Source organism: Streptomyces sp. Root1304 (assembly GCF_001426405.1).
Classification (GTDB): Bacteria; Actinomycetota; Actinomycetes; order Streptomycetales; family Streptomycetaceae; genus Streptomyces.
The window spans coordinates 76,642-98,120 of sequence record NZ_LMEP01000012.1; the positions used below are offsets into that span (position 1 = coordinate 76,642).

Below are 21,479 nucleotides of genomic sequence, written 5' to 3' on the forward strand. Positions count from 1 at the left end.
CGATGACCCACCCCATGGACCTGATCCCGGCCCCCGCGCGCGTGGAGGGGCCGTACCGCTGCGGCTTCCTCCTGAACAAGCGGACCACCCTGAGCGCCGCCCCCGGCACCGAGAGCACCGCACGCTGGCTGCGCACCACGCTCGGCGCGGCCTTCGCGCTCCCGCTGCGGGACACGGCCGACGAGAACGCCACCAACAGCGTCCGGCTGCGCATCGACGACACCCTCGCTCCCGAGGCGTACCGGCTCGACGTCGTGATCAACGACGTCGTCGAGATCACCGGCGGCGGTCCCGCCGGAGTGTTCTGGGGCGCCCAGACGCTGCGGCAGCTCCTCGGCCCCGACGCCTTCCGCGCGGCGCCGCTGAAGGCGAAGCCGGTCGCGGGCCTGATCGCGCAGACCATCGAGGACGCCCCCCGCTTCGCCTGGCGCGGCCTCCTCCTCGACGTCTCCCGGCACTTCCTGCCCAAGGACGACGTCCTGCGCTACCTCGACCTCCTCGCCGCCCACAAGCTCAACGTCTTCCACTTCCACCTCACCGACGACCAGGGCTGGCGCATCGAGATCAAACGCCACCCCCGGCTCACCGAAGCGGGTTCCTGGCGGGCCCGCAGCAAGTGGGGCCACCGCGCCTCGCCGCTCTGGGACGACACCCCGCACGGCGGGTTCTACACCCAGGACGACATCCGCGAGATCGTCGCGTACGCCGCCGAGCGGCACATCACCGTCGTCCCCGAGATCGACCTCCCCGGCCACTCGCAGGCCGCCATCGCCGCCTACCCCGAACTCGGCAACACCGACGTCGTCGACACCACCGCCCTCACCGTCTGGGACACCTGGGGCGTCAACCCCAACGTCCTCGCCCCCACCGAGGCCGTCCTGCGCTTCTACGAGGGCGTCTTCGAGGAGGTCCTCGACCTCTTCCCCTCGACCTTCGTCCACGTCGGCGGCGACGAGTGCCCCAAGGACCAGTGGAAGGCCTCCCCGGCCGCCCAGGCCCGCATCGAGGAACTGGGAGTGGGCGACGAGGACGGCCTCCAGTCCTGGTTCATCCGCCACTTCGACCGCTGGCTGACCGCGCGCGGACGCCGCCTCATCGGCTGGGACGAGATCCTGGAGGGCGGCCTCGCGGACGGCGCCGCCGTCTCGTCCTGGCGGGGGTACGGAGGCGGCATCGCCGCCGCCGAGGCCGGCCACGACGTCGTCATGTGCCCCGAGCAGCAGGTCTACCTGGACCACCGTCAGGCGCCGGGCGAGGACGAACCGATGCCCATCGGGTACGTCCGCACCCTGGAGGACGTCTACCGCTTCGAGCCCGTCCCGCCGGGCCTCTCGCCCGAGGCCGCCGCCCACATCCTGGGAACCCAGGCCAACGTCTGGACCGAGGTCATGGAGAACCGCTCCCGCGTCGACTACCAGGTCTTCCCCCGCCTCGCCGCCTTCGCCGAGGTCGCCTGGTCCGCGCTCCCCGCGCCGGCGGCGCGCGACTACCCGGCCTTCGAGCGCCGGATGCGCACCCACTACCGCCGCCTGGACGCCCTCGGCGTCGACTACCGGCCGCCCGCCGGACCCCACCCCCGGCAGCGGCGCCCCGGGGTCCTCGGGCGCCCCCTGGAAGGGACGCCCCCGATCGTGTGAGGGACCCGACATCCCCCTTCACCCAAGAGCGGCGAAACGGAAGTTACCGTCGCTCCTCGGGGCGTCCCGGACGGAACAGTCCTTCGCGGGCCCTCGCGCCGGACCGCTCGGAAGATGTGCCAGAGTTGCCACGTCCGGCCTGTGAGCACGTACGGTACGCCCACACGCAGGCGGGACCGCCGGGCACAGTCGGGGACCACCGGGACACCGGGAAGGGGCAGCGGGTTGACCACGCACGCACCACAGACGGCGCAGTCCGTGACGCTGCCCGCCTCGCTCGACGAGGCCGTGGCGGCGCTCACGGCCATGCCGGCCGCCGTCCCCGTCGCGGGTGGCACCGACCTGATGGCCGCCGTCAACAAGGGCCAGCTCCGCCCCGCCGGACTCGTCGGCCTGAGCCGCATCAACGAGATCCGCGGCTGGCAGTACCAGGACGGCCACGCCCTCCTCGGCGCGGGCCTCACCCACGCCCGGATGGGCCGCCCCGACTTCGCGGCCCTCATCCCGGCCCTCGCCGCCGCCTCCCGCGCGGCCGGGCCGCCCCAGATCCGCAACGCCGGCACCCTCGGCGGCAACGTCGTCACCGCCGCGCCCACCGGCGACTCGCTGCCCGTCCTCGCCGCCCTGGAGGCCGACCTCGTCGTCCTCGGGCCGCTCGGCACCCGCGAGATCCCCGTCTCCCACCTGCTCGCGGGCCGCGACCTGCTGGCCCCCGGCGAGCTCGTCGCCTTCGTCCGCGTCCCGCTGCTCCACGCCCCCCAGGTCTTCGTCAAGGCCACCGGCCGCACCGGCCCGGCCCGCGCCACCGCCTCCGTCGCCGTCGTCCTCGACCCGGCCCGGCGCGGGGTGCGCTGCGCGGTCGGCGCCGTCGCCCCGATGCCGCTGCGCCCGCTGGAGGCGGAGCGCTGGATCGCCTCGCTGGTGGACTGGGACAACGACCGGGGCCTCGCCCCGGAGGCGCTGGCGGCCTTCGGCGAGTACGTCGCCGCCGCCTGCATCCCGGACCCGCCGGGCGACGAAGCGTTGCCCCCGGCCGTACTGCACCTGCGGCGCACGGTCGCCGCACTCGCCCGACGGGCACTGGGGAGGGCACTGTCGTGAGCAGCAACGAAGAGCAGCACCGGAACCCGGGCGGCTGGGAGCCGATCCCGCAGAGCGAGGGGTACGACGGCGACGCGACGGCGTTCGTCCAGCTGCCGCCGGACTTCATGCTGGACGGCGTCCCGCTGGAGGCGCCGGGCCACGGCTACGTACCGCCGATGATCACCCCGCTCCAGCCCCTCACCCCGACGGCGGCGACGGACCCGGCGGCGACGGGCTCGTGGACGGTCCATCTGCCGACGCAGGCGGAGCAGACGCAGTACTTCGACGGGAACGAGTACGTCGAGGGGACGGAGCAGGGGTTCGGGGGCGCCGAGCAGGGAACGTCGTTCCCTGGCGCGGAGCAGGAGCGGTTCAGGCCGCCCGCGTACGTGGACCGGGTCGGGCACCCCGCGGACGTCGGCCGGGCCGGGGAGGCCGGGCACGCCGAGTACCTGACGCAGGACCCGCACGCGACCGCCGAGTGGCGCTTCACGGAGGCGGCGGCGCCGGCCGTCGACCCCGGCGCGACCGGACAGTGGTCGATTCCGGTCGTACCGGATCAGGTCGTGACGGACGCGGGCGTACCGGAAGCGGTCGCACCGGACGCGGTCGTGCCGGGCGTGGGTGGCGCGGTCGAGGGGAGCGCGGAGCAGGGCGAGTTCGCCGCCGCGCCCGTCAGGCCGTACGCCGAGGCCCCGGCGACCCTGCCGGGCGGCGCTCCGGCGCCGTGGGCGCTGCCGGAGGAGCCGGTCGCGGAGACCGTCGCCGACGAGGAGCCGGCCGAGGAGCCGGCCGAGGCGGTGGAGGACGCGGACGCGGACACCGCCGCAACCGACGCCGACGCTCATGTCGTGGACGGCGGCGAGACGCCCGATGAACCGGGCGCTCCCGACCCCGACTCCGAACCCGCGCCTCCCGAGGACGTCGTCGAGCCCGCCGCGGGCGTCGCCTTCGCGTCCACCGACAGCGACGAGCACCCCCACACCTCGTACACCCTCCGGGTCAACGGCGCCGACCGGCCCGTCACCGGTTCCTGGATCGGCGAGTCGCTGCTCTACGTGCTGCGCGAGCGGCTCGGGCTCGCCGGGGCCAAGGACGGCTGCTCGCAGGGCGAGTGCGGCGCGTGCAACGTGCAGGTCGACGGCCGGCTCGTCGCCTCCTGCCTGGTCCCGGCCGCGACCGCGGCCGGGAGCGAGGTCCGGACGGTCGAGGGCCTCGCGGTCGACGGCGAACCCTCCGACGTGCAGCGGGCGATGGCGAAGTGCGGCACGGTCCAGTGCGGCTTCTGCATCCCCGGCATGTGCATGACGGTGCATGACCTCCTGGAGGGCAACCACGCCCCCACGGAGCTGGAGGCGCGTCAGGCGCTCGCCGGCAACCTGTGCCGCTGCTCCGGCTACCGGGGCGTGCTCGAAGCCGTACGGGACGTCGTCGCCGAGCGCGAGGCGAGCGCGGCGGCCACCGCGCACGAGGGCTCCGACGAGCCCCGTGTCCCGCACCAGATTCCCCACGCGCACGACGGAGGCATGGCGTGAGCAGCGACGCGACCACCGCCGTTCCCACGGTTCCGGTCCCGGTGTCCGACCCGGCGGGGGCGGGCCCCCTGGGCCAGGAGCAGCCCCCGCACGGCCTCGGCACCTCGCTCCCGCAGGCCGAGGCGCGGGCGAAGACCGAGGGCACCTTCCCGTACGCCTCCGACCTGTGGGCCGAGGGCCTGCTGTGGGCGGCGATCCTGCGTTCCCCGCACCCCCACGCGCGCGTGGTCTCGGTCGACACGAGCGCCGCGACGGCGATGCCGGGCGTGCGGGCCGTGGTGACGGCCGCGGACGTACCGGGCGCGGCGACGTACGGGCGGCAGGTCGCCGACCGGCCGGTCTTCGCCTCCGACCTGGTCCGGCACCACGGCGAGGCGCTCGCCGCCGTCGCCGCCGACCACCCCGACACGGCCCGGCTGGCCGCCGCGGCGATCACCGTCGAGTACGAGGTGCTCGACCCGGTGACCGACCCGGAGAAGGCGTTCGAGGCCGAGGCGCTGCACCCCGACGGGAACCTGATCCGGCACATCCCGCTGCGCTTCGGGGACCCGGACGCGACCGGCGAGGTCGTGGTGGAGGGCCTGTACCGCATCGGACGGCAGGACCCGGCGCCGATCGGTGCCGAGGCGGGCCTCGCCGTACCGCGCCCGGACGGCGGGGTGGAGCTCTACACCGCGTCCACGGACCCGCACACCGACCGGGACCTGGCCGCGGCCTGCTTCGGGCTGCCGGCCGACCAGGTCAAGCTGGTCGTGACCGGTGTCCCGGGCGCGACCGGAGACCGCGAGGACCCGGGCTTCCAGATCCCGCTGGGCCTGCTGGCGCTGCGGACCGGCTGCCCGGTCAAGCTCACCGCCACGCGCGAGGAGTCCTTCCTCGGCCACGCGCACCGGCACCCGACCCTGCTGCGCTACCGGCACCACGCGGACGCGGAAGGGCGTCTGGTGAAGGTGGAGGCGCAGATCCTGCTCGACGCGGGCGCGTACGCGGACTCCTCGTCGGAGTCGCTCGCGGCGGCCGTGGCCTTCGCGTGCGGCCCGTACGTCGTCCCGCACGCCTTCGTCGAGGGCTGGGCGGTCCGTACGAACAACCCGCCGTCCGGCCATGTGCGGGGCGAGGGCGCGATGCAGGTGTGCGCGGCCTACGAGGCGCAGATGGACAAGCTGGCGGCGAAACTGGGCGTGGACCCGGCGGAGCTGCGGATGCGGAACGTCATGGCGACGGGCGACATCCTGCCCACCGGGCAGACGGTGACGTGCCCGGCACCGGTGGCCGAACTCCTGGCGGCCGTACGGGACTTCCCGCTCCCGGCGCTGCCGAAGGACACCCCGGAGGGGGACTGGCTGCTGCCCGGCGGCCCGGAGGGCGCGGGCGAACCCGGCGCGGTGCGGCGGGGCGTGGGCTACGCGCTGGGCATGGTGCACATGCTGGGCGCGGAGGGCGCCGACGAGGTCTCCACGGCGACCGTGCGGGTCCTGGACGGCGTGGCCACGGTCATCTGCTCGGCGGTGGACACCGGTTCGGGCTTCTCGACGCTCGCCCGCCAGATCGTGCAGGACACGCTGGGCATCGACGAGGTGCACGTCGCACCGGTGGACACCGACCAGCCGCCGGCGGGCCCGGCGGCGCACGGCCGCCACACCTGGGTCTCGGGCGGGGCGGTGGAGCGGGCGGCGAAGATGGTCCGCACGCAGCTCCTCCAGCCGCTGGCCCACCAGTTCGGGATGTCGACGGAGCTCCTCCAGATCACCGACGGCAAGATCACGTCCTACGACGGGGTGCTCTCGACGACGGTCACCGAGGCGATGGACGGCAAGGAACTCTGGGCCACGGCCCAGTGCCGCCCGCATCCGACGGAGCCGCTGGACGAGGCGGGCCAGGGCGACGCGTTCGTGGGCCTGGCGTTCTGCGCGATCCGCGCGGTCGTGGACGTGGACATCGAGCTCGGCGCCGTGCGCGTGGTGGAGATGGCCGTCGCGCAGGACGTCGGCCGGATCCTCAACCCGGCGCAGCTCAACGCCCGCATCGAGGCGGGCGTCACGCAGGGCGTGGGCGCGGCGCTCACGGAGAACCTGCGCACGGCCCGCGGTCTGGTGCGGCACCCCGACTTCACGGGGTACGCACTCCCGACATCCCTGGATGCCCCGGACATTCGCATCGTGAAACTGGTCGAGGAACGCGACGTGGTCGCGCCCTTCGGCGCGAAGGCGGCGAGCGCGATCCCGGTCGTCACCTCACCCGCCGCAGTGGCCTCAGCGGTACGCGCGGCGACGGGCCGCCCGGTCAACCGCCTCCCGATCCGCCCCCAGGCGGCCGTCGCCGTGCCCAATTCGTAACCATGTGATGTCCGTTGCTTGTGCAACCGGGAGATGCGGACTGTCGTCGTTCCTGACTACAGTGGACTTCTGGATGTGTGCCGTGCACGGCATGGTGGTTCACGGGGGAGGGACACGGACATGCGAGCTGAGTTGGATGGGATGACGTCCGGGATGCGGACGCAGGCCGTCAAGTACAGCGCCGACTCCATGGCTGAGTTCAAGAAGGGGATCGACAAGCTCATCACCGAGCTCGACGCGACGATGACGCTGACGGCCGGTCCGAACAGCACCGTGTCGGCGATCGACCGGAGCAAGTTCGGTGGTGGCGGCGCCGCTTGGGCCGAGGCGCAGAGCGCCTACGCCTCGTACGCCAAGGTGCGCAAGAGCCTGGTGGACCTGTCCAAGCTCCTCAAGGACTGCCTGGAAGGGCTCGGCATCGCGGTCGTGGCCTCCCAGGGCGGCATCGAGGCGATGGACGAGGACATCAAGCTGAAGATGCGCGGCATCTACGAACGCACGAAGGACGCGCACGACAAGTCGCAGGCGCAGCAGCAGGGTGCCGGCCAGGGCAAGCCGGCGGACAGCGGCAGCGAGGGCACCTCGGGCGGCGACGGCGGCTCCTACCAGTAGGCGCGCACGAGACATCGGGGACACGGGGAAGAGGCGAAGGATGATTCCGGCAGACGGCGGCGACGGCGGCGGCGGGTACAGCGGGACCAATTTCCGCGCCATGGATCACCAGACGATGCTGGCGTGGCTCGACGAGGCCAGTACGTTCTACGTCGGCGACGCGGCCGACGTGCTGCGCTCGACCGGCCAGAAGCTGACGGACATGGCCGATCTGCTCGTCAGGCGCATGAAGGACATGGAGTGGGAGGGCGAGGCGGAGAAGGCGTTCTCCGAGTGGGCCCTCTCGGTGGCCAAGTCGACCTCGGATCTCGGCACGTACAGCGACAACGGTGCGTACTGGATGGACGGCAATGCCGAGGCCATCGGCGCTGCGGCCAGTGCCATCCCCAGGTACACCTCGTACGCGAGCGCCAAGGCGAACCTGGAAGCCGCGATCAAGTACCACAACGACCCGGACGCGCAGACCGTGGCCCGCGAGGCGAAGAAGGCGAGCGACGATCTCGCGGTCATCGAGGGCCAGCAGGAGAAGAACCGGCTGGCGGCCGCTGCCGAGATGGAGCGGCTCTCGTCCACGTACGGCTGGAACAGCCAGCAGATGTCGAACCAGCAGCCGCCGACGTTCCCTCCGCCGCCCGGGGCGTTCGTTCCGAAGGACCGGGACGGCCGGGGCGGTACCGAGTACATCGGCTACTCCCCGCAGAACGAAACCCGCTCCACGGGTACGGACTCGGGTACGACGACGACGCAGCAGACGCGGTCGTATCAGGACACGACGCGGGCCACGTCCGACACGCAGACCTCCGTGCCGCCGTCCCAGGACACGACCGGACCGACGCGTGTCATCCGTCCCGAGGTCCGGCCCGACGCGCCCGTCGACCTCGGCATCGACAGCGTGGACACCCTCCCGCAGCCGACCACGACCAACCCGACGACGCACACCCCGGGCGGCCCGCCGCCGCTCACCAAGCCGGACGGCGGCACGCCCCCGTTCGTGACGCCCACCGGCGTCCCTCCCTTCACCGGGAAGGGCGGCCCCGGGCCGCTGACTCCCACCGGCCCCGTCACCGGCGGCACGCGCAACCCGCTGAGCACCGGCCGCGGCCTCCCCGGTCCGCTGGGGGGCGCCCGCGAGGGCATCAGCGGCGGTCGTGCGGTGCCCAACTCGCAGGGGCGCCCGCAGACCGGCCTCCCGCGAAGCACCGTCATCGGCAACGAGCAGACCGGCGGCCGCAACGGCACGGGCATGGGCCGCGGCGGCATGGGCGGCGGTATGGGCGGCCACATGGGTGGCACGGGCGCCGGCCAGAGCGGCATCAGCGGCGGACGCCGCCTCGCCGGTGAGACCGGCGGGGTCGTCGGCGGCAAGGCGCAGCGCGCCGGCGCCACCGGTGGCGCCGGCCGCCCGTTCACGCCGGGCGGTTCCGGCCTCGTGCGCGGCGGCGCCACGAAGCCCGGCGACCGCGAGGAGCAGAACGGAGAGCGTCCCGACTACCTCGTCGAGGACGAGGAGACCTGGCAGCAGGGCCGCCGCGTGGCGCCGCCCGTCATCGACTGATCAGCGCGAGGAAGCAGATGCGTACCAGCAGTATTCGTCGGAGCCGTGCCCGAGTCACCGCCTCGGCCGCCTTGGGGATGCTGCTGGTGGGCATCGCATCCGTTCCCGCCCACGCGGAGGGCGTTCGGGCCAAGCAGTGGCATCTGGACGCCTTCGGGGCCGAGAAGATCTGGCAGCTCAGCACCGGCGAGGGCGTGACCGTCGCGGTGATCGACTCCGGTGTGGACAAGAGCATCCCGGACCTTCGTGGCCGGGTGCTGGAAGGCAAGGATTTCGCGTCGAAGGAAGAGTCGGGAGATCAGTTCACCGACTACGACGGTCACGGTACGGGCCTTGCCGCCATGATCGCCGGTACCGGCGCGAGAGACGGCGGGAACGGAGCCTTCGGCCTGGCGCCGGGTGCCAAGATCCTCCCCGTCCGCGTTCCCGGTGTCTCCGGGGGCGACACCAACATGGTCGAGGGCGAGGAGAGGTTCAACCGCATCGTCCCTCAGGCGATCAGGTATGCGACCGACTCCGGGGCCAAGGTCATCAACATCTCCCTTGGCACCACCACGGGTTCGCAGGCACTCACCGATGCGGTGAAGTACGCCCTGGGCAAGGACTCCCTGGTCTTCGCCTCCGTCGGGAACAGCGGCGACAAGAGCAACGCCGTCGAATACCCGGGGGCGACCCCCGGTGTGGTCGGTGTCGGCGCCTCCGACAACAAGGGGAAGCGCATCCCGATGTCCCAGCACGGCCCCCAGGTGGATGTCGTCGCCCCGGGTGTGGACATCGTGCACGCCTGCAGCGGAGGCACCGGCCTCTGCAAGTCCGTCGGTACCAGTGACGCCACCGCCCTCGCCTCCGCCTCCGCCGCGCTGCTCTGGTCGAAGCACCCCGACTGGACCAACAACCAGGTCCTGAAGGTCATGCTCAACACCGTCGCCGGGCCCAGCGGGGGTGAGAAGCGCAGTGATTACGTCGGCTTCGGTGCCCTTCGCCCCCTCCGCACCCTGAAGACGCCCGGCGACCCCGGCCCGGCCGACGTCCGGCCCATCGACGACCTCGCCGAGGCCGCCCCCCAGACCCCGACCGCCACGCCGACCGACCTGTCGTCGGCCGGCCCGGCCCCGTCGGAGTCCACTCCTGCCCCCGCCCCGGCCCCCCAGGCCGCCGCCACCGAAGACAGCGGCGGCAACACCGGCCTCTGGATCGGTCTCGGCATCGGCGCCGCCGTGCTCATCGGTGCCGCCGTCGCCGTTCCCGTCCTCCGTTCGCGGCGGAGCTGAGCCCGCCCGCCGTAGCCCGACCGCCCGCCTGCCGCCAGGCCGTACGTCACTCACCCATGGGGAAGCACATGTCGTTCGACGAGGAGTGGAGCCAAGTCCGCAGCGAAAGCGTTGCGATGAGGCTCAACAGCGTGCCCACCGACCCCGGCGGCGGTGGTGGTGGTGCCACCGACTACAAGGTGACCTCCGCCGAGCTGAAGGCCGTCGGCAACGAGGCCCAGGAGCTGTTCCACTGGTTCGAGCGGGACGCCTTCCACGCCGGCGCCCAGACCGACACCGCCTCCAACAGCCTGGACGGCGACGGCTTCCGCACCGGTTCGGCGATGTGGACCATGTGGGACACCTGGCGCGGCCAGGCCGAGACGCTCCTCAGCGCCTGCGCGCACATCCACAACCACCTCGAAGACACCGTCATCAGCCACGACAACCACGAAGAAGTGCTGGTGACGAACTTCTCCATGTCCACGATCGACAAGCACTTCAAGTGAGCCGACGCCGGTAACAGCGGCTGACGAGGGATACAGATGCTGAAGTTCGACCAGGTCCTCCACGCCCGGCTCGGCAGCCTCAAGGAGGCGGTCACCGTTTGGTCGGAGACGGTGACCAAGCTGGGGAAGACCAAGGAGAAGGCGGAGACCGGCCTCCAGGGGAAGGCCGAGAAGGCCGACTGGAAGGGCGAGAACGCCGGCGTGACGCAGGCGTTCGTCCGTAAGACCGCCAAGGAGTTCGGCGACGCCCTGACCGAGGCGACCAGCATCCGCAACATCCTCCGGGACGCGCAGAGCGAGTTCCAGGCGGCGAAGAGCGAGCTGGAGAAGCTGGTGGCGGAGGCCCCTGGGAAGGGCATCCGGATCGACCAGGACGGTGTCGTCAGCTATCTGATCCACCCCGACCGCCGGGCCAAGGACTACGACGGCCCCAAGCCGGAGCAGGCCGACTTCGAGGCGATGCGCGCCGCGATCAAGGCCGCGATCACCCGCGCCGACGACGCCGACGACGTGGCCTCCCGCGCCCTGCGCGGACTCGTCGGCAACGACAAGAACAACTTCTCCGACACGAGCTACGACTCCCTCAAGGCCGCCTCGAAGGCCCAGGACGCCGAGGACGCGCACGCCGCCTACGAGCTGTACAAGAAGGGCGACGACGCCACCCCCGAGGAGATCGACAAGCTCAACGCCCTCTTCAAGGCCAACCAGAAGGACCCGTACTTCGCCGAGAAGTTCGCCCTGGAGGTCGGGCCGAAGGGCAGCATGGAGTACTGGGCCGACATGGGCGACCCGAGCGACGGCTCGCGCCTGGGCGTCGACCACCGCGACAAGCTCAAGGAACTCCAGACGAACTGGAGTCTGACGCTCGCCACCGCGACCCATTCCACGAGCCCCGAGATGGAGCAGTGGAAGGCCGACGTCATCAAGGCCGGCAGCGAGCCGATCCAGACGCGCGGCACCAGCCCGTACGGCTTCCAGGTCATGAGCAACCTGATGCGGGTCGGCGACTACGACGACAAGTTCCTCAAGGACTACGGCAACGGCCTCGTCATCACCGAACGGAAGATGACGCACGACGGCCGGCTGCCCGCCGACCGCGCCTGGCAGCAGCTCAGCGGCATGCCCAACCACCTCAACTGGCAGGGCGGCGACCTCGGCACCGACCCCATGGTCGGCTTCATGGAGGGCCTCGGGCACAACCCGAAGGCGTCGACGGACTTCTTCAACAGCTCCATCGACCTCACGCCCGAGAACACCAAGGACGACAAGAAGCTCGACCCGTTCGACTACTTCAGCAAGGACCGCGAGTGGCCCGAGTCGCTGAACGACAAGGGCGACCGCACCAAGGAGCCCGGCTACGACGCGCTCGGCCACGCCCTGGAGTCCGCGACCACCGGCCACCCGTACGACGCCGACACCGAGGGCCTCAAGGACGTCCGGACCAAGGACAACGCGGAGGTCATGCAGAAGGTCGTCGAGCGCTACGGCAGCGACCCGAAGGTCATGCACACCCAGCCGGGCATCGACGACAGCCTCGGCAAGATGGGCGCCGCCTACATCGACGAGCTGAACCGCTCCCTGGAGACGGACAGCGACACGACGATGGACGAGAAGAAGAACTCGCCGTTCGGCTTCAACGACGGCAAGGGCGGGTCCAGGTTCGGCTCCGAGTTCGACACCAAGCTGCTCTGGAACCGCGGCGACGCCGTCAACTTCATGGGCATCGTGTCGCAGAGCGAGACCGGCCACTCCACCCTGTCGGCGGCCGAGTCGCTGTACACGACGAGCGTCCTCGACCAGGTGGGCCCCAAGCCCGGAACCCCCTTCGACGACCGGGACCTCACCGACGCGCGGACCACCCTCCGGGTCGGTTCCGAGGCGCAGGGAATCCTGGACGAGACCCGCATGGCGCAGATCGACAAGGACTACGAGAAGGACTCCGAGGAGCACAAGAAGGCCGTCGGCAAGACGACCGAATGGGTCAAGTTCGGGGTGGGAGCGGTCGCCGCGGGCGGTGTCGTCGCGCTGACCGGCGGTGCCGGTGGCGTACTCGTACCACTGGCCGCCGAGACGGTGGGCGGTGCCGTGGTGACCTTCATCGGCATGGAGGCCGACGACATCGGCGAGAAGTACGAGAAGGACGAGCTGCTCAAGAAGAAGTCCGACGAGCTGAGCGACGAGGCGCTGGCCATGGGCAAGGAGAACTCGCTCAGGCCGGGCATCGCCTACGCGAACGCGGACGGCTGGAGCGAGAAGGACCGCAACTACCTCGACGAGGAACTGGCCAACTACGTCCGGACCTCGCGTCTGCACGCGCGGGACAACTCGCTGCCCGACCCGTACGAGAAGGACTGACATGCGGTCTGCACTGACCAGGATCGGTGCGGCGGTCGCCGTGGCCGCCGTCCTCACTGGCTGCTCCGGCGGAAGCGGGAGCGACGGCGGCGGCGACGGCGACGGTACGGAGAAGGCGGGCGGCGTTTCGGCGGCCGCGGTCTGCGGGGGAGTCTTCGCCGGGGACGCGGCCGCGACGGCGGCGCTGGAGGGGGCGCTGGGGGCCGAGCGGTTCGAGGAGGGTTCGCCGAAGCCGGAGGAGGCGCTCGGCCTGCTGCGCGACGCGAGCCGCGCGCCGCTGGCCGACTCCTACCGGCCGCAGCCGGTGAAGTACTGCGATCTCCACGCCGCCGGAAGCGTGGAGAACGACCTCTCCGTCCGGCTGGCCCCCGCTCAGGGGGCCCCGGGCCTGAACGCGGAGCACGCGAAGAAGGTGACGTCCTACGCCTCGGGGCTGCAGGCGTTCTCCTCCTCGGCGGTCGGCTACGTCTACTTCTCCTGCGGTCTCACGGCCCCCGCCCGGAAGACCGTCGTCGAAGTGAAGGTGTGGGGCCCGCCCGGCACCCCGGAGACGGACCTGAAGCAGCGCGACCGCCTGATGACCCTGACGAACACGGCGGCCCGGAAGGTGTCGAAGGAACTGGGCTGCCAGGGGGACGGCCTCGCGACGGGCGAGCTCAAGACCGTCCCGAACCCGTCGCCGGCTTCGTAGCCGGTCCCGGACGCGATCGGCTTCGCGGTCGGTCCGGGACGCGCCGGGCTCCTACACCCCGAACACCGGCAGCGCCCCGATCCGGCCGCCCCGGGCGATGAAGACGCGGTTGCCGTCGCTCGCCAGCTGGTAGGAGCCCGTGCGCAGCATCGTCACGGTGAAGAGGCTCTCACCCGACACCTTGTGGATGACCTCGACGGACTTGCTGTCGGGGGAGTGGACCCAGACCGTCGCGCCCTCCACGACCGGCGGGTTGACGCTGCCTTCGCCGTAGCCGTCCAGCACCTTGGACCACTTCGATTCCGGGCTGTTGATGTCCGGGATGGTGCCGAGGCGGGAGACGGTGTACGTGTCGACCGCGACGACCAGTTCGCCGTCGGCGGCCGGGGTGCCGTAGCCCGGGTACGAGGCGTCGCGGAGGGTCTCGTCCTTCCACAGGAAGTCGCCGCGGTCGAGGCGGCGGGCCGTGAGGGTGTGGCCGCCGAGGTAGACGGTGTTGCCGCCGATCGCCGGGGCCTGGCCGTCGGTGCCCTGGTTCGTGACCTGCCAGTCGGTCTCGCCGTTCTCGGTGAAGAGCCCGGCGACCCGGCCGTCCCGGCCGTGCACCACGAGCCTCTGCCTGCCCACGGCCGCCTTGGCGGGACCGTTGTGGGAGCGGGGCGAGTGCATCGGCCGGGACCAGGTCGTCGCCAGGGTCCAGGCGTTGACGGCGTGGAGCTGGTTGTCCTTCGTCGCCAGGTAGACATGGGTGTCGTCGGCGGCGAGCACGTCGTCGACGTTCTCCCCGGTCTGCCAGACGGGAGCCCCGGTGGAGGCGACGAACGCGTTCAGGACGCCCTTCTTGTCGACGGCCACGACCAGCCGGTCGGCGACCGAGACGAAGCCCGCGTCGGCGTCGATGTCCCTGGCCCGCCACCGCTCCTTGCCACTGGTGACGGAGAGGGCGAGCAGACCGCCCGTCTTCGCCTGGACCACGACCACGTCCCGTACGGGAAGGGGGAGCTCCCCCTCCGGCGCCACCACGTCGAACGGCCCCCACAGGGCGTCCGGAGACGTGCCCGGCTCGGTGTCGATGGCCGAGATGAACGCGGCCTCCGGGGTCGGCACCGCGGGCGGGACATCGGCCGTCGGCGACTTCCCCTCTCCCCGGCTCAGCCACCAGGCGCCCGCCCCGCCCCCTGCCCCCAGCACCGCCGCGGTCACGGCCGCGCCGGTGAGGAATCGGCGCCGGGACGGCGAAGCGGACGTCACGGCCGTGTCGGCGGGCGCCGTCAGCCGCTTCGTGGCGGCCTCGCGCCGCTTGATGTCCTCGGCCAGCGGCCCCTTGCGCCACGCCCGGTCGGCGCCCTTCGGCGGCGCGAAGGCCTCCACGATCCGGGGCGGCTGCGGACGGTGGGCCGGGTCCTTCGCCAGGCACGGCCCGATCAGCTCCTGGAGCTCGGGGGGCACCAGGCTCAGGTCCGGGGTGCCGTGCACGACCTCGTACTGGACCGCCGCCACGTGCGCGCCGTCGAAGGTGCGCCGCCCGCTCGCCGCGTACGCGAGGACCGCGCCGAGCGAGAAGACGTCCGAGGCGGGGCCGACCCGCTGACCGAGGACCTGCTCCGGCGCACCGTACCCGGGGGTGACCGGGATCTGGCCCGTCGTCGTGAGGGTGAGGCCGTGTTCGGGGCGGGCGATGCCGAAGTCGATGATCCGGGGGCCGGTGGAGGTGAGCACGATGTTCGCGGGCTTGAGGTCGCGGTGGATCAGACCGGCCGCGTGGATGTCGTGGAGCGTGCGGGCGAGCTGGGCGGCGAGGGTGCGGACCGCCGGCACGTCCAGCGGACCGTACGCGCGGACGGCCTCGTCGAGCGTCGGACCGGCGAGGAACTCGGCGGCGATCCAGGGCCGTCCGCCCTCGGTCTGCGCGCCGAGGACCCGGGCCACGCCCTTGCTCGTGACGGCCCGCGCCATGTCGGCCTCGCGGACGAACCGCTGGGCGAGGTGCTGGTCGTGGGCGAGCTCGGGGCGGAGGACCTTGACGGCGGCGGGAACCCCGTCGGCGTCCCGGCCGATGTACACCTTGCCCATGCCGCCCTCGCCGAGGACGCCGAGCAGGCGGTACGGGCCGAGCCGGAGCGGGTCGCCGGTGGCGAGGGTCTGTGTGGTCACGGGCTGGTCTCCGGGTCGGGAGTGGAGGGGCGGGGAGGAGTACGGGCGGGAGGACACGGCGGGCGGGTGTCCGTCACGCGTACGGGATGGCCATCACGGACGTCGCTCCCGCCCCGATGATCCGGGTCCGCTCCTTGTCGACGACGTAACGGCTGGCGTCGGTGGGGAACACCCACATCGAGCGCTTCGACGTCATCCCGACCGCGCTCAGGCCGCCGTGGACGGGGGCGTACACGAACCTGTCCCCGGCCACGGGGGCGGCGAGGTAGTCGGGGGTCAGCGCGCGGTCCGAGGGGCGCTCCGTCCAGAACAACGTGCCCTTCGTACCCACGACGGCCACGAGACCGGGGGACTCCCTCCGCTCCTGCGCGTAGACGATGTCGTTCCGCCCGACGGCCGGCAGGCCGAAGGAGGTGGAACCGGAGCCGTACTCCCAGGCGGTCGTGCCGTCGGTGAGGCGCAGGGCGCGGAGCCTGTCGCCGCCGATGTACACGTGCCGTTCGTCGATCGCGAGCTGGCCGGGCTTGTAGGACTGGGAGTCCCTCAGCGCGATACGGCGCTGCCAGAGTTGGCGCCCGGTGCGCACGTCCCGGGCCTGGACGACGAAGAAATCCAGGTCACCGCTGTTCTTGCCGAGGATCAGCCGGTCGCCGACGACCTGGGAGAGCCAGGGTCGGACGCCGTCCCACTCGTACGGCCGGCGCCAGGCCTCCTTGCCCGTGCGGAGGTCGACGGCGATCAGGTTCCAGTCCCGCTCGTTCGCGTCCGGGTCGGTCTCCTTCTTGCCCCGCCGCGAGGACGCGAAGAGCATGCCGCCGGCGGCGGTGAGGAGTTCGGTGCCCGAGTTCGAGCCGTCGAAGCCCTTGAGGACGATCTGCGGGGCCGCCTCCTTGCCGGTGCGCGGCTCGAGCGTACGGATCTTCAGGGCCCCCGGGCCCTCGTAGGGGCCGTCCGACAGATAGAAGGAGGTCCCGTCGGTGGTGATCTGCTGGGGCTCCGAGACCGCGTTGTCGGACCAGAGCACGCGGCCGTCCTTCGGGTCGAGGGCCCGGAACTCGACGGTCTCCGCGAAGCCGACGACATCGCCGGCGAGGAGCTGCGTGGTCTTCTCCTCGCGGTCGAGCGAGGTGCCCTGCCACAGCGCCACCGGTGACCCGTCGGCGGCCGTCGGGGCCGGCACGGCGGTGGGACCCGTGGAAGCCGGGGCGCCGTTGGTGGACTCGGGGGTTTCCCGCGACCCCAGCCACGCCCACACCCCACCCCCCGCCCCCGCCAGCCCCAGCACCGCCGCCCCCGTCGTCGTCAGCAGGCGGCGGCGGGACAGCGGGGCGTCCGGGACGGTTTCCGCCGTGGCCGAGCCCGCGGGGGCCGGGAGGCGGTGGGGGGCGTGCAGCCAGACGTCCGTCGCGCGGCGGGCGATGTCCGTGAGGACGAGCGGCGGGAGGTGGTCCGCGAACTCGCCGTGGCCGTCGTGGAGGTGGTCCACCAGCGCGGCCGTGGTGGGCCGGGCCGCCGGGTCCTTGGCGAGGCAGGCCGTCAGGAGCGGCAGGAGCCCTTCCGGTACGCCGCCGAGGTCGGGCTCGGCGTACCGGACGCGGTAGAGGAGGTCCGCGGCGGAGCCCGTACCGAAGGGGCCGTGGCCCGTCGCGGCGAAGACGAGGACACCCGCGAGCGCGAACACGTCACCGGCCGGCGGGTGTTCCTGCCCGCTCGCCTGCTCCGGCGACATGAACGCGGGCGTGCCGGCCGCCGCCCCCGTACGCGTGAGGTGGTCGTCGCCCGCGGCCCGGGCGATGCCGAAGTCGATGATCTTCGGGCCGTACGCGGTGACGAGGACGTTCGACGGCTTGAGGTCGCGGTGGACCACGTCCGAGGAGTGCAGCTGGGCGAGCGCCCCCGCGAGTGCGGCGCCGAGGGCGCGGACGGTCGGCTCGGGGAGCGGGCCGCCGAGCGCGACGGCGTCGTCCAGCGGCGGGCCGAGGACGTACTCGGTCGCCAGCCACGGCGTCTCGGCCAGCGGGTCCGCGTCCACGACGGCCGCGCCGTGCCGGGCGCCGATGATCCGGGCCGCGTCCGTCTCCAGCCGGAAACGGGCCCGGAACGCCGGGTCGGTGGCGAGCCGCGCGTGCACGGTCTTGAGCGCGACGGTACGGCCGCCGGGGGTGCGCGCCAGATAGACCGTGCCCATGCCGCCGGAGCCGAGGCGGGCGAGGAGACGGTACGTGGCGACGGCGACCGGGTCGTCGTGGGTGAGGGGCGACAGCATGGGATGAGATCCGTCAGGTCCGGGGGAAGGGGAGCGGGGAGGGGCGGAGGGGGAGGGAGAGGGAGAGCGGGACGGGGACGAAGCCCGTGATCCCGGTCCCCGTCACGTCCGTACCGCTTCCGGCGGCGCCGGCAGTTCCGCCGCCAGGAGTTCCGCGGACTGGCGGGCCAGTGCCGCCACCACCCGGCCCGGCAGCCAGCCCGGGGCGAGGAGGGAGCCGGCCGAGTTCAGTACCGTCCCGTGGGTCGTCGGCGGGGCGAGGGCCGTCATCAGGGCGGCCGCCGTCGGCCGGTCGGCCGGGTCGCGGGCCAGGCAGGAGGCGATCACCGGGCGCAGGGCGGGCGGGAGTTCGTCACGTTCGGGCACGGTGTGCCCGGTGGCGGCGTACGCGAGGACGGCGCCCAGCGCGAAGATGTCGCCCGGCGGTCGTGGCCGGCCGCCCGAGGCCTGCTCGGGGGCGAGCGCCCCCGGGTCGAGGCCCGGCAGGCCGGTGCGGGGCTCGCCGTCGGCGGAGGCGGCGCGTACGGCTCCGTAGCAGCTCAGGCGGGGTCCGTCCGCGGTGAGCAGGACGGCGGCGGGGGAGACCCCGGCATGGGTGACGCCCTGGCCGTGCGCCGCGGCGAGCGCCTCGGCGAGGGTGGCGCCGACGGCCCGGACGGTGGCCTCGGGCAGTGTGCCGCCGTGGACGGCGAGGGCTACGGGGAGCGGGAGGGCGGGGACGTAGGGGCTCGCGTACCAGGGGGCCTCGCCGGGGCCCGCCATGGCCGTCACCGGCGCGATCCACGGGCCGATGAGCCGGCGGCCGGCGTCGGCCTCGACGGCGAAGCGGCTCGGATCGGTGCCGGGGAGCGGGGCGTTGAGCAGCACGGTCTGCTCGCCGTCCTCGCTGCGGGCGACGAACCGGCGGCAGGGGAGCGGGGATCCGGGACGGGGCGGGTCGAGGCGGGTGATCAGCCGGTACGGGCCGATCCGCCGCGCGGACTCCTGCTGTGTACGCGCCCGTTCCACCGTTCCTGCCCCCCGTCGTCCGTGCGCCCCGTGACGACGGGGGCGGGGCCGAGCCTATCGAGACGGGGGAGGTGGGTTCGCCCGGAGGGGCGGGGAGAGGTTGACCCTCTTCCGTCAGTCCTCCGCCGTCTCCCCGGCCGGGGACAGCTGCGACAGCAGCACCACCGTCGCGCGGGTGATCAGGGCCGCGAGGAGGATCGTGCCCAGGCCCTCGACGCGGAGGTCGGACATCTTCGGGGCCAGCCAGGAGATCAGCCACCAGATGAGGGCGTCCTGGACGAAGCCCGCCAGGCCGAAGACCAGCAGCGCGGAGAGCGGGACGCGGCCGGACGGGCCGATGAGGATCAGCTGGGTGAGGACCGCCAGGACCACGGTGGCGAAGAGGACGGAGAAGGCCGCGTCGACGGTCTCCGGGCCCAGCGTGATGCCGGGCAGTACGGCCCCGGCGAGGGAGACGCCCACGAGGACGCCCAGCTTGCGTCTGCCTTGATCGCTCATGCGCGGACTGTGGCACACCCGAACGGCGGATGTGAAGGTTCCGTAAGGAAGATCATCGAGGCCGGTCGTCGGCGATGACCCTTCAGAGACCGTGGCGGGAATTGAACCCGCGTAACTCGCTTTGCAGGCGAGCCCCTCAACCACTCGGGCACACGGTCGTGCGGTGCATGAGTACGACCGTAGGGCGGCCGCCGGGAGGGGCTCAAGGGTTCCCCGGGGTGTGCCACGCGACTGCAACGGCGCTGCCACACCCCGTTCACAGTCGTACGGCCAAGGACTGAGGCCGACCGGGACTCCTGACAGGGGTCACCGGGCGATTGACCTCTTACTCTGGGGGAATGAGCGCCCTCGAACCCCGCGACGCCGCGGCGGACCCCGACACAGCCGTCACCGCCGACGTCGCCCCCCGCCCCGCCCCCAGGACCGCCGTCCCCGACGGCGACGGCGCCGAGGACTCCGTCCTCGACTCCGCCCACCGGGCGCTCAGCATCGGCATCGTCTCCGTCGTCCTGCTCATCGCCTTCGAGGCGACCGCCGTCGGCACGGCCATGCCCGTCGCCGCCCGCGAGCTGAACGGCGTGTCCGTCTACGCCTTCGCCTTCTCCGCGTACTTCACCACCAGCCTCTTCGCCATGGTCCTGGCCGGGCAGTGGTCCGACCGCAGCGGGCCGCTCGCGCCCCTCACCGTCGGCATCAGCGCCTTCGCTGCCGGACTGCTGCTCTCCGGGACCGCGGGCACCATGTGGCTGTTCATCCTCGGCCGGGCCGTGCAGGGCCTCGGCGGCGGGCTCGTGATCGTCGCGCTGTACGTGATCGTCGGCCGGGCCTACGCCGAACACCTCAGGCCCGCGATCATGGCCGCCTTCGCCGCCAGCTGGGTCGTCCCCTCCGTCGTCGGCCCCCTCGCCTCCGGCACCGTCACCGAGCACCTCGGCTGGCGCTGGGTCTTCCTCGGCATCCCCGTCCTCGTCGTCTTCCCGCTGGCCCTCGCGCTCCCCGCGATCCGCCGTACCGCCTCCGGCCCCGCCGACCCGACCGTGCCCGTAGCCCCCTGGGACCGGCGCCGCATCCGGCTCGCGCTCGCCATATCGGCGGGCGCGGCGCTCCTCCAGTACGCGGGCCAGGAGCTGCGCTGGCTCGCGCTGGTCCCCGCCGCCGCCGGCGTCGCCCTCCTCGTGCCCGCCGTCCGGGGGCTGCTCCCGCAGGGCACCTGCCGGGCCGCCCGCGGCCTGCCGTCCGTCGTCCTGCTGCGGGGCATCGCCGCCGGCGCGTTCATCGCGGCCGAGTCCTTCGTACCGCTGATGCTCGTCACCCAGCGCGGCCTGAGCCCCACCCTGGCCGGGCTCTCCCTCGCCATGGGCGGCCTCACCTGGGCGCTCGGCTCCTGGATCCAGGCCCGGCCGTGGACGGAGCCGTACCGGGAGAAGCTCGTCGTCCTCGGCATGGTCCTCGTCGCGCTCGCCATCGCCGCCGCCCCGACCGTGCTGATCGCCGCGGTGCCGGTGTGGGTGCTCGCGGTGGCCTGGGCGCTCGGCTGCCTCGGCATGGGCGCGGTGATCGCCTCCACGAGCGTGCTGCTGATGAAGCTGTCCGCGCCGGAGGAGGTCGGCGCGAACTCGGCCGCCCTCCAGATCTCGGACGGCCTCTCCAACGTGCTGCTGCTCGCGGCGGGCGGCGCGGCGTTCGCGGCGCTGGGCGGCGGGGCGGTCGGCCACGCGGTCACGACCGCGACGGGCACGGGCTCCCACCCCGGGGCCTTCGTGGCGGTCTTCCTGCCGATGGCGGGGGTGGCGGCGGTGGGAGCGTGGGTCGCGACCCGGCTGCACGGGACGGAGGGGGCGGCGCGGGGGTAGGGGTGACCTGGAGTCGCGTGGGGGTGGCTCGGGGGGCGGTCGGGGCGGCGCCAAGGCGCTGGCCGGGGTGGCGCCAGGTTGGGCGCCCGGCGCCCCGTGGGGCGTATCGGATGGGCGGAAGGGCCCGCCGCTCGCGA

At 73.0% G+C, this 21,479-nt stretch carries 15 protein-coding genes and 1 tRNA gene; 11 read left to right on the forward strand and 5 right to left on the reverse strand.

Annotated elements, in window-relative coordinates; all coding sequences use genetic code 11:
• Window positions 1-2 precede the first annotated feature (2 nt).
• From ASD33_RS13290 to ASD33_RS13335, 10 genes are all read left to right on the forward strand, one after another.
• Window positions 3-1,637 carry a beta-N-acetylhexosaminidase gene (locus ASD33_RS13290; RefSeq protein WP_056558202.1) on the forward strand — a complete coding sequence of 545 codons (1,635 nt, stop codon included), beginning with the start codon at window positions 3-5 and terminating at the stop codon, window positions 1,635-1,637.
• Window positions 1,638-1,862: 225 nt separating this feature from the next.
• Entirely contained in the window at window positions 1,863-2,738 is an 876-nt protein-coding gene (locus tag ASD33_RS13295; protein WP_056558204.1) for an FAD binding domain-containing protein, read from the forward strand.
• Complete coding sequence (locus ASD33_RS13300) at window positions 2,735-4,255, forward strand: (2Fe-2S)-binding protein (protein ID WP_056558207.1); 1,521 nt, start codon at window positions 2,735-2,737, stop codon at window positions 4,253-4,255. The genes ASD33_RS13295 and ASD33_RS13300 overlap by 4 nt, the downstream gene beginning before the upstream one ends.
• On the forward strand, window positions 4,252-6,591 hold the full coding sequence (locus ASD33_RS13305) for a molybdopterin cofactor-binding domain-containing protein (RefSeq protein ID WP_056558208.1): 2,340 nt from the start codon (window positions 4,252-4,254) through the stop codon (window positions 6,589-6,591). Before ASD33_RS13300 ends, ASD33_RS13305 begins: the two co-directional genes overlap by 4 nt.
• 120 nt (window positions 6,592-6,711) lie before the next feature.
• Window positions 6,712-7,203, forward strand: a complete 492-nt coding sequence (locus tag ASD33_RS13310; protein ID WP_242426974.1) for a hypothetical protein — start codon at window positions 6,712-6,714, stop codon at window positions 7,201-7,203.
• Window positions 7,204-7,243: 40 nt separating this feature from the next.
• On the forward strand, window positions 7,244-8,758 hold the full coding sequence (locus tag ASD33_RS13315; RefSeq protein ID WP_056558211.1) for a hypothetical protein: 1,515 nt from the start codon (window positions 7,244-7,246) through the stop codon (window positions 8,756-8,758).
• 77 nt (window positions 8,759-8,835) lie between these two features.
• Window positions 8,836-10,029, forward strand: coding sequence for a type VII secretion-associated serine protease mycosin (mycP, locus tag ASD33_RS13320; RefSeq protein ID WP_347232289.1), 1,194 nt, complete (start codon window positions 8,836-8,838; stop codon window positions 10,027-10,029).
• Window positions 10,030-10,160: 131 nt separating this feature from the next.
• The gene (locus ASD33_RS13325; protein WP_242426975.1) at window positions 10,161-10,517 is read left to right on the forward strand and encodes a hypothetical protein; all 357 of its coding nucleotides are present in this window, start codon (window positions 10,161-10,163) and stop codon (window positions 10,515-10,517) included.
• A 36-nt stretch (window positions 10,518-10,553) separates the two neighbouring features.
• Window positions 10,554-12,872 carry a DUF6571 family protein gene (locus ASD33_RS13330; RefSeq protein WP_056558217.1) on the forward strand — a complete coding sequence of 773 codons (2,319 nt, stop codon included), beginning with the start codon at window positions 10,554-10,556 and terminating at the stop codon, window positions 12,870-12,872.
• Between the two features lies 1 nt (window position 12,873).
• The gene (locus ASD33_RS13335; protein WP_056558220.1) at window positions 12,874-13,563 is read left to right on the forward strand and encodes a hypothetical protein; all 690 of its coding nucleotides are present in this window, start codon (window positions 12,874-12,876) and stop codon (window positions 13,561-13,563) included.
• Window positions 13,564-13,614: 51 nt separating this feature from the next.
• Here ASD33_RS13335 and ASD33_RS13340 read toward each other — a convergent pair whose 3' ends face one another.
• The 5 genes from ASD33_RS13340 to ASD33_RS13360 all read right to left on the reverse strand — a co-directional run bounded on the left by ASD33_RS13340 (window position 13,615) and on the right by ASD33_RS13360 (window position 19,647).
• Window positions 13,615-15,717 (reverse strand): serine/threonine-protein kinase, encoded by a 2,103-nt coding sequence (locus ASD33_RS13340; RefSeq protein ID WP_056558223.1) that lies wholly within the window; start codon window positions 15,715-15,717, stop codon window positions 13,615-13,617.
• Between the two features lie 73 nt (window positions 15,718-15,790).
• Window positions 15,791-17,983 carry a serine/threonine-protein kinase gene (locus tag ASD33_RS13345; RefSeq protein ID WP_056558227.1) on the reverse strand — a complete coding sequence of 731 codons (2,193 nt, stop codon included), beginning with the start codon at window positions 17,981-17,983 and terminating at the stop codon, window positions 15,791-15,793.
• 102 nt (window positions 17,984-18,085) lie between these two features.
• Window positions 18,086-18,991, reverse strand: coding sequence for a serine/threonine protein kinase (locus ASD33_RS13350; RefSeq protein ID WP_056558230.1), 906 nt, complete (start codon window positions 18,989-18,991; stop codon window positions 18,086-18,088).
• Between the two features lie 114 nt (window positions 18,992-19,105).
• Window positions 19,106-19,489 carry a phage holin family protein gene (locus tag ASD33_RS13355; protein WP_107103712.1) on the reverse strand — a complete coding sequence of 128 codons (384 nt, stop codon included), beginning with the start codon at window positions 19,487-19,489 and terminating at the stop codon, window positions 19,106-19,108.
• An 86-nt stretch (window positions 19,490-19,575) separates the two neighbouring features.
• Window positions 19,576-19,647: transfer RNA gene (locus ASD33_RS13360), tRNA-Cys, on the reverse strand.
• 180 nt (window positions 19,648-19,827) lie between these two features.
• Between ASD33_RS13360 and ASD33_RS13365 the strand changes: the two genes are divergently transcribed.
• The gene (locus ASD33_RS13365; protein ID WP_056558236.1) at window positions 19,828-21,342 is read left to right on the forward strand and encodes an MFS transporter; all 1,515 of its coding nucleotides are present in this window, start codon (window positions 19,828-19,830) and stop codon (window positions 21,340-21,342) included.
• The last annotated feature ends 137 nt before the right edge of the window (window positions 21,343-21,479 follow it).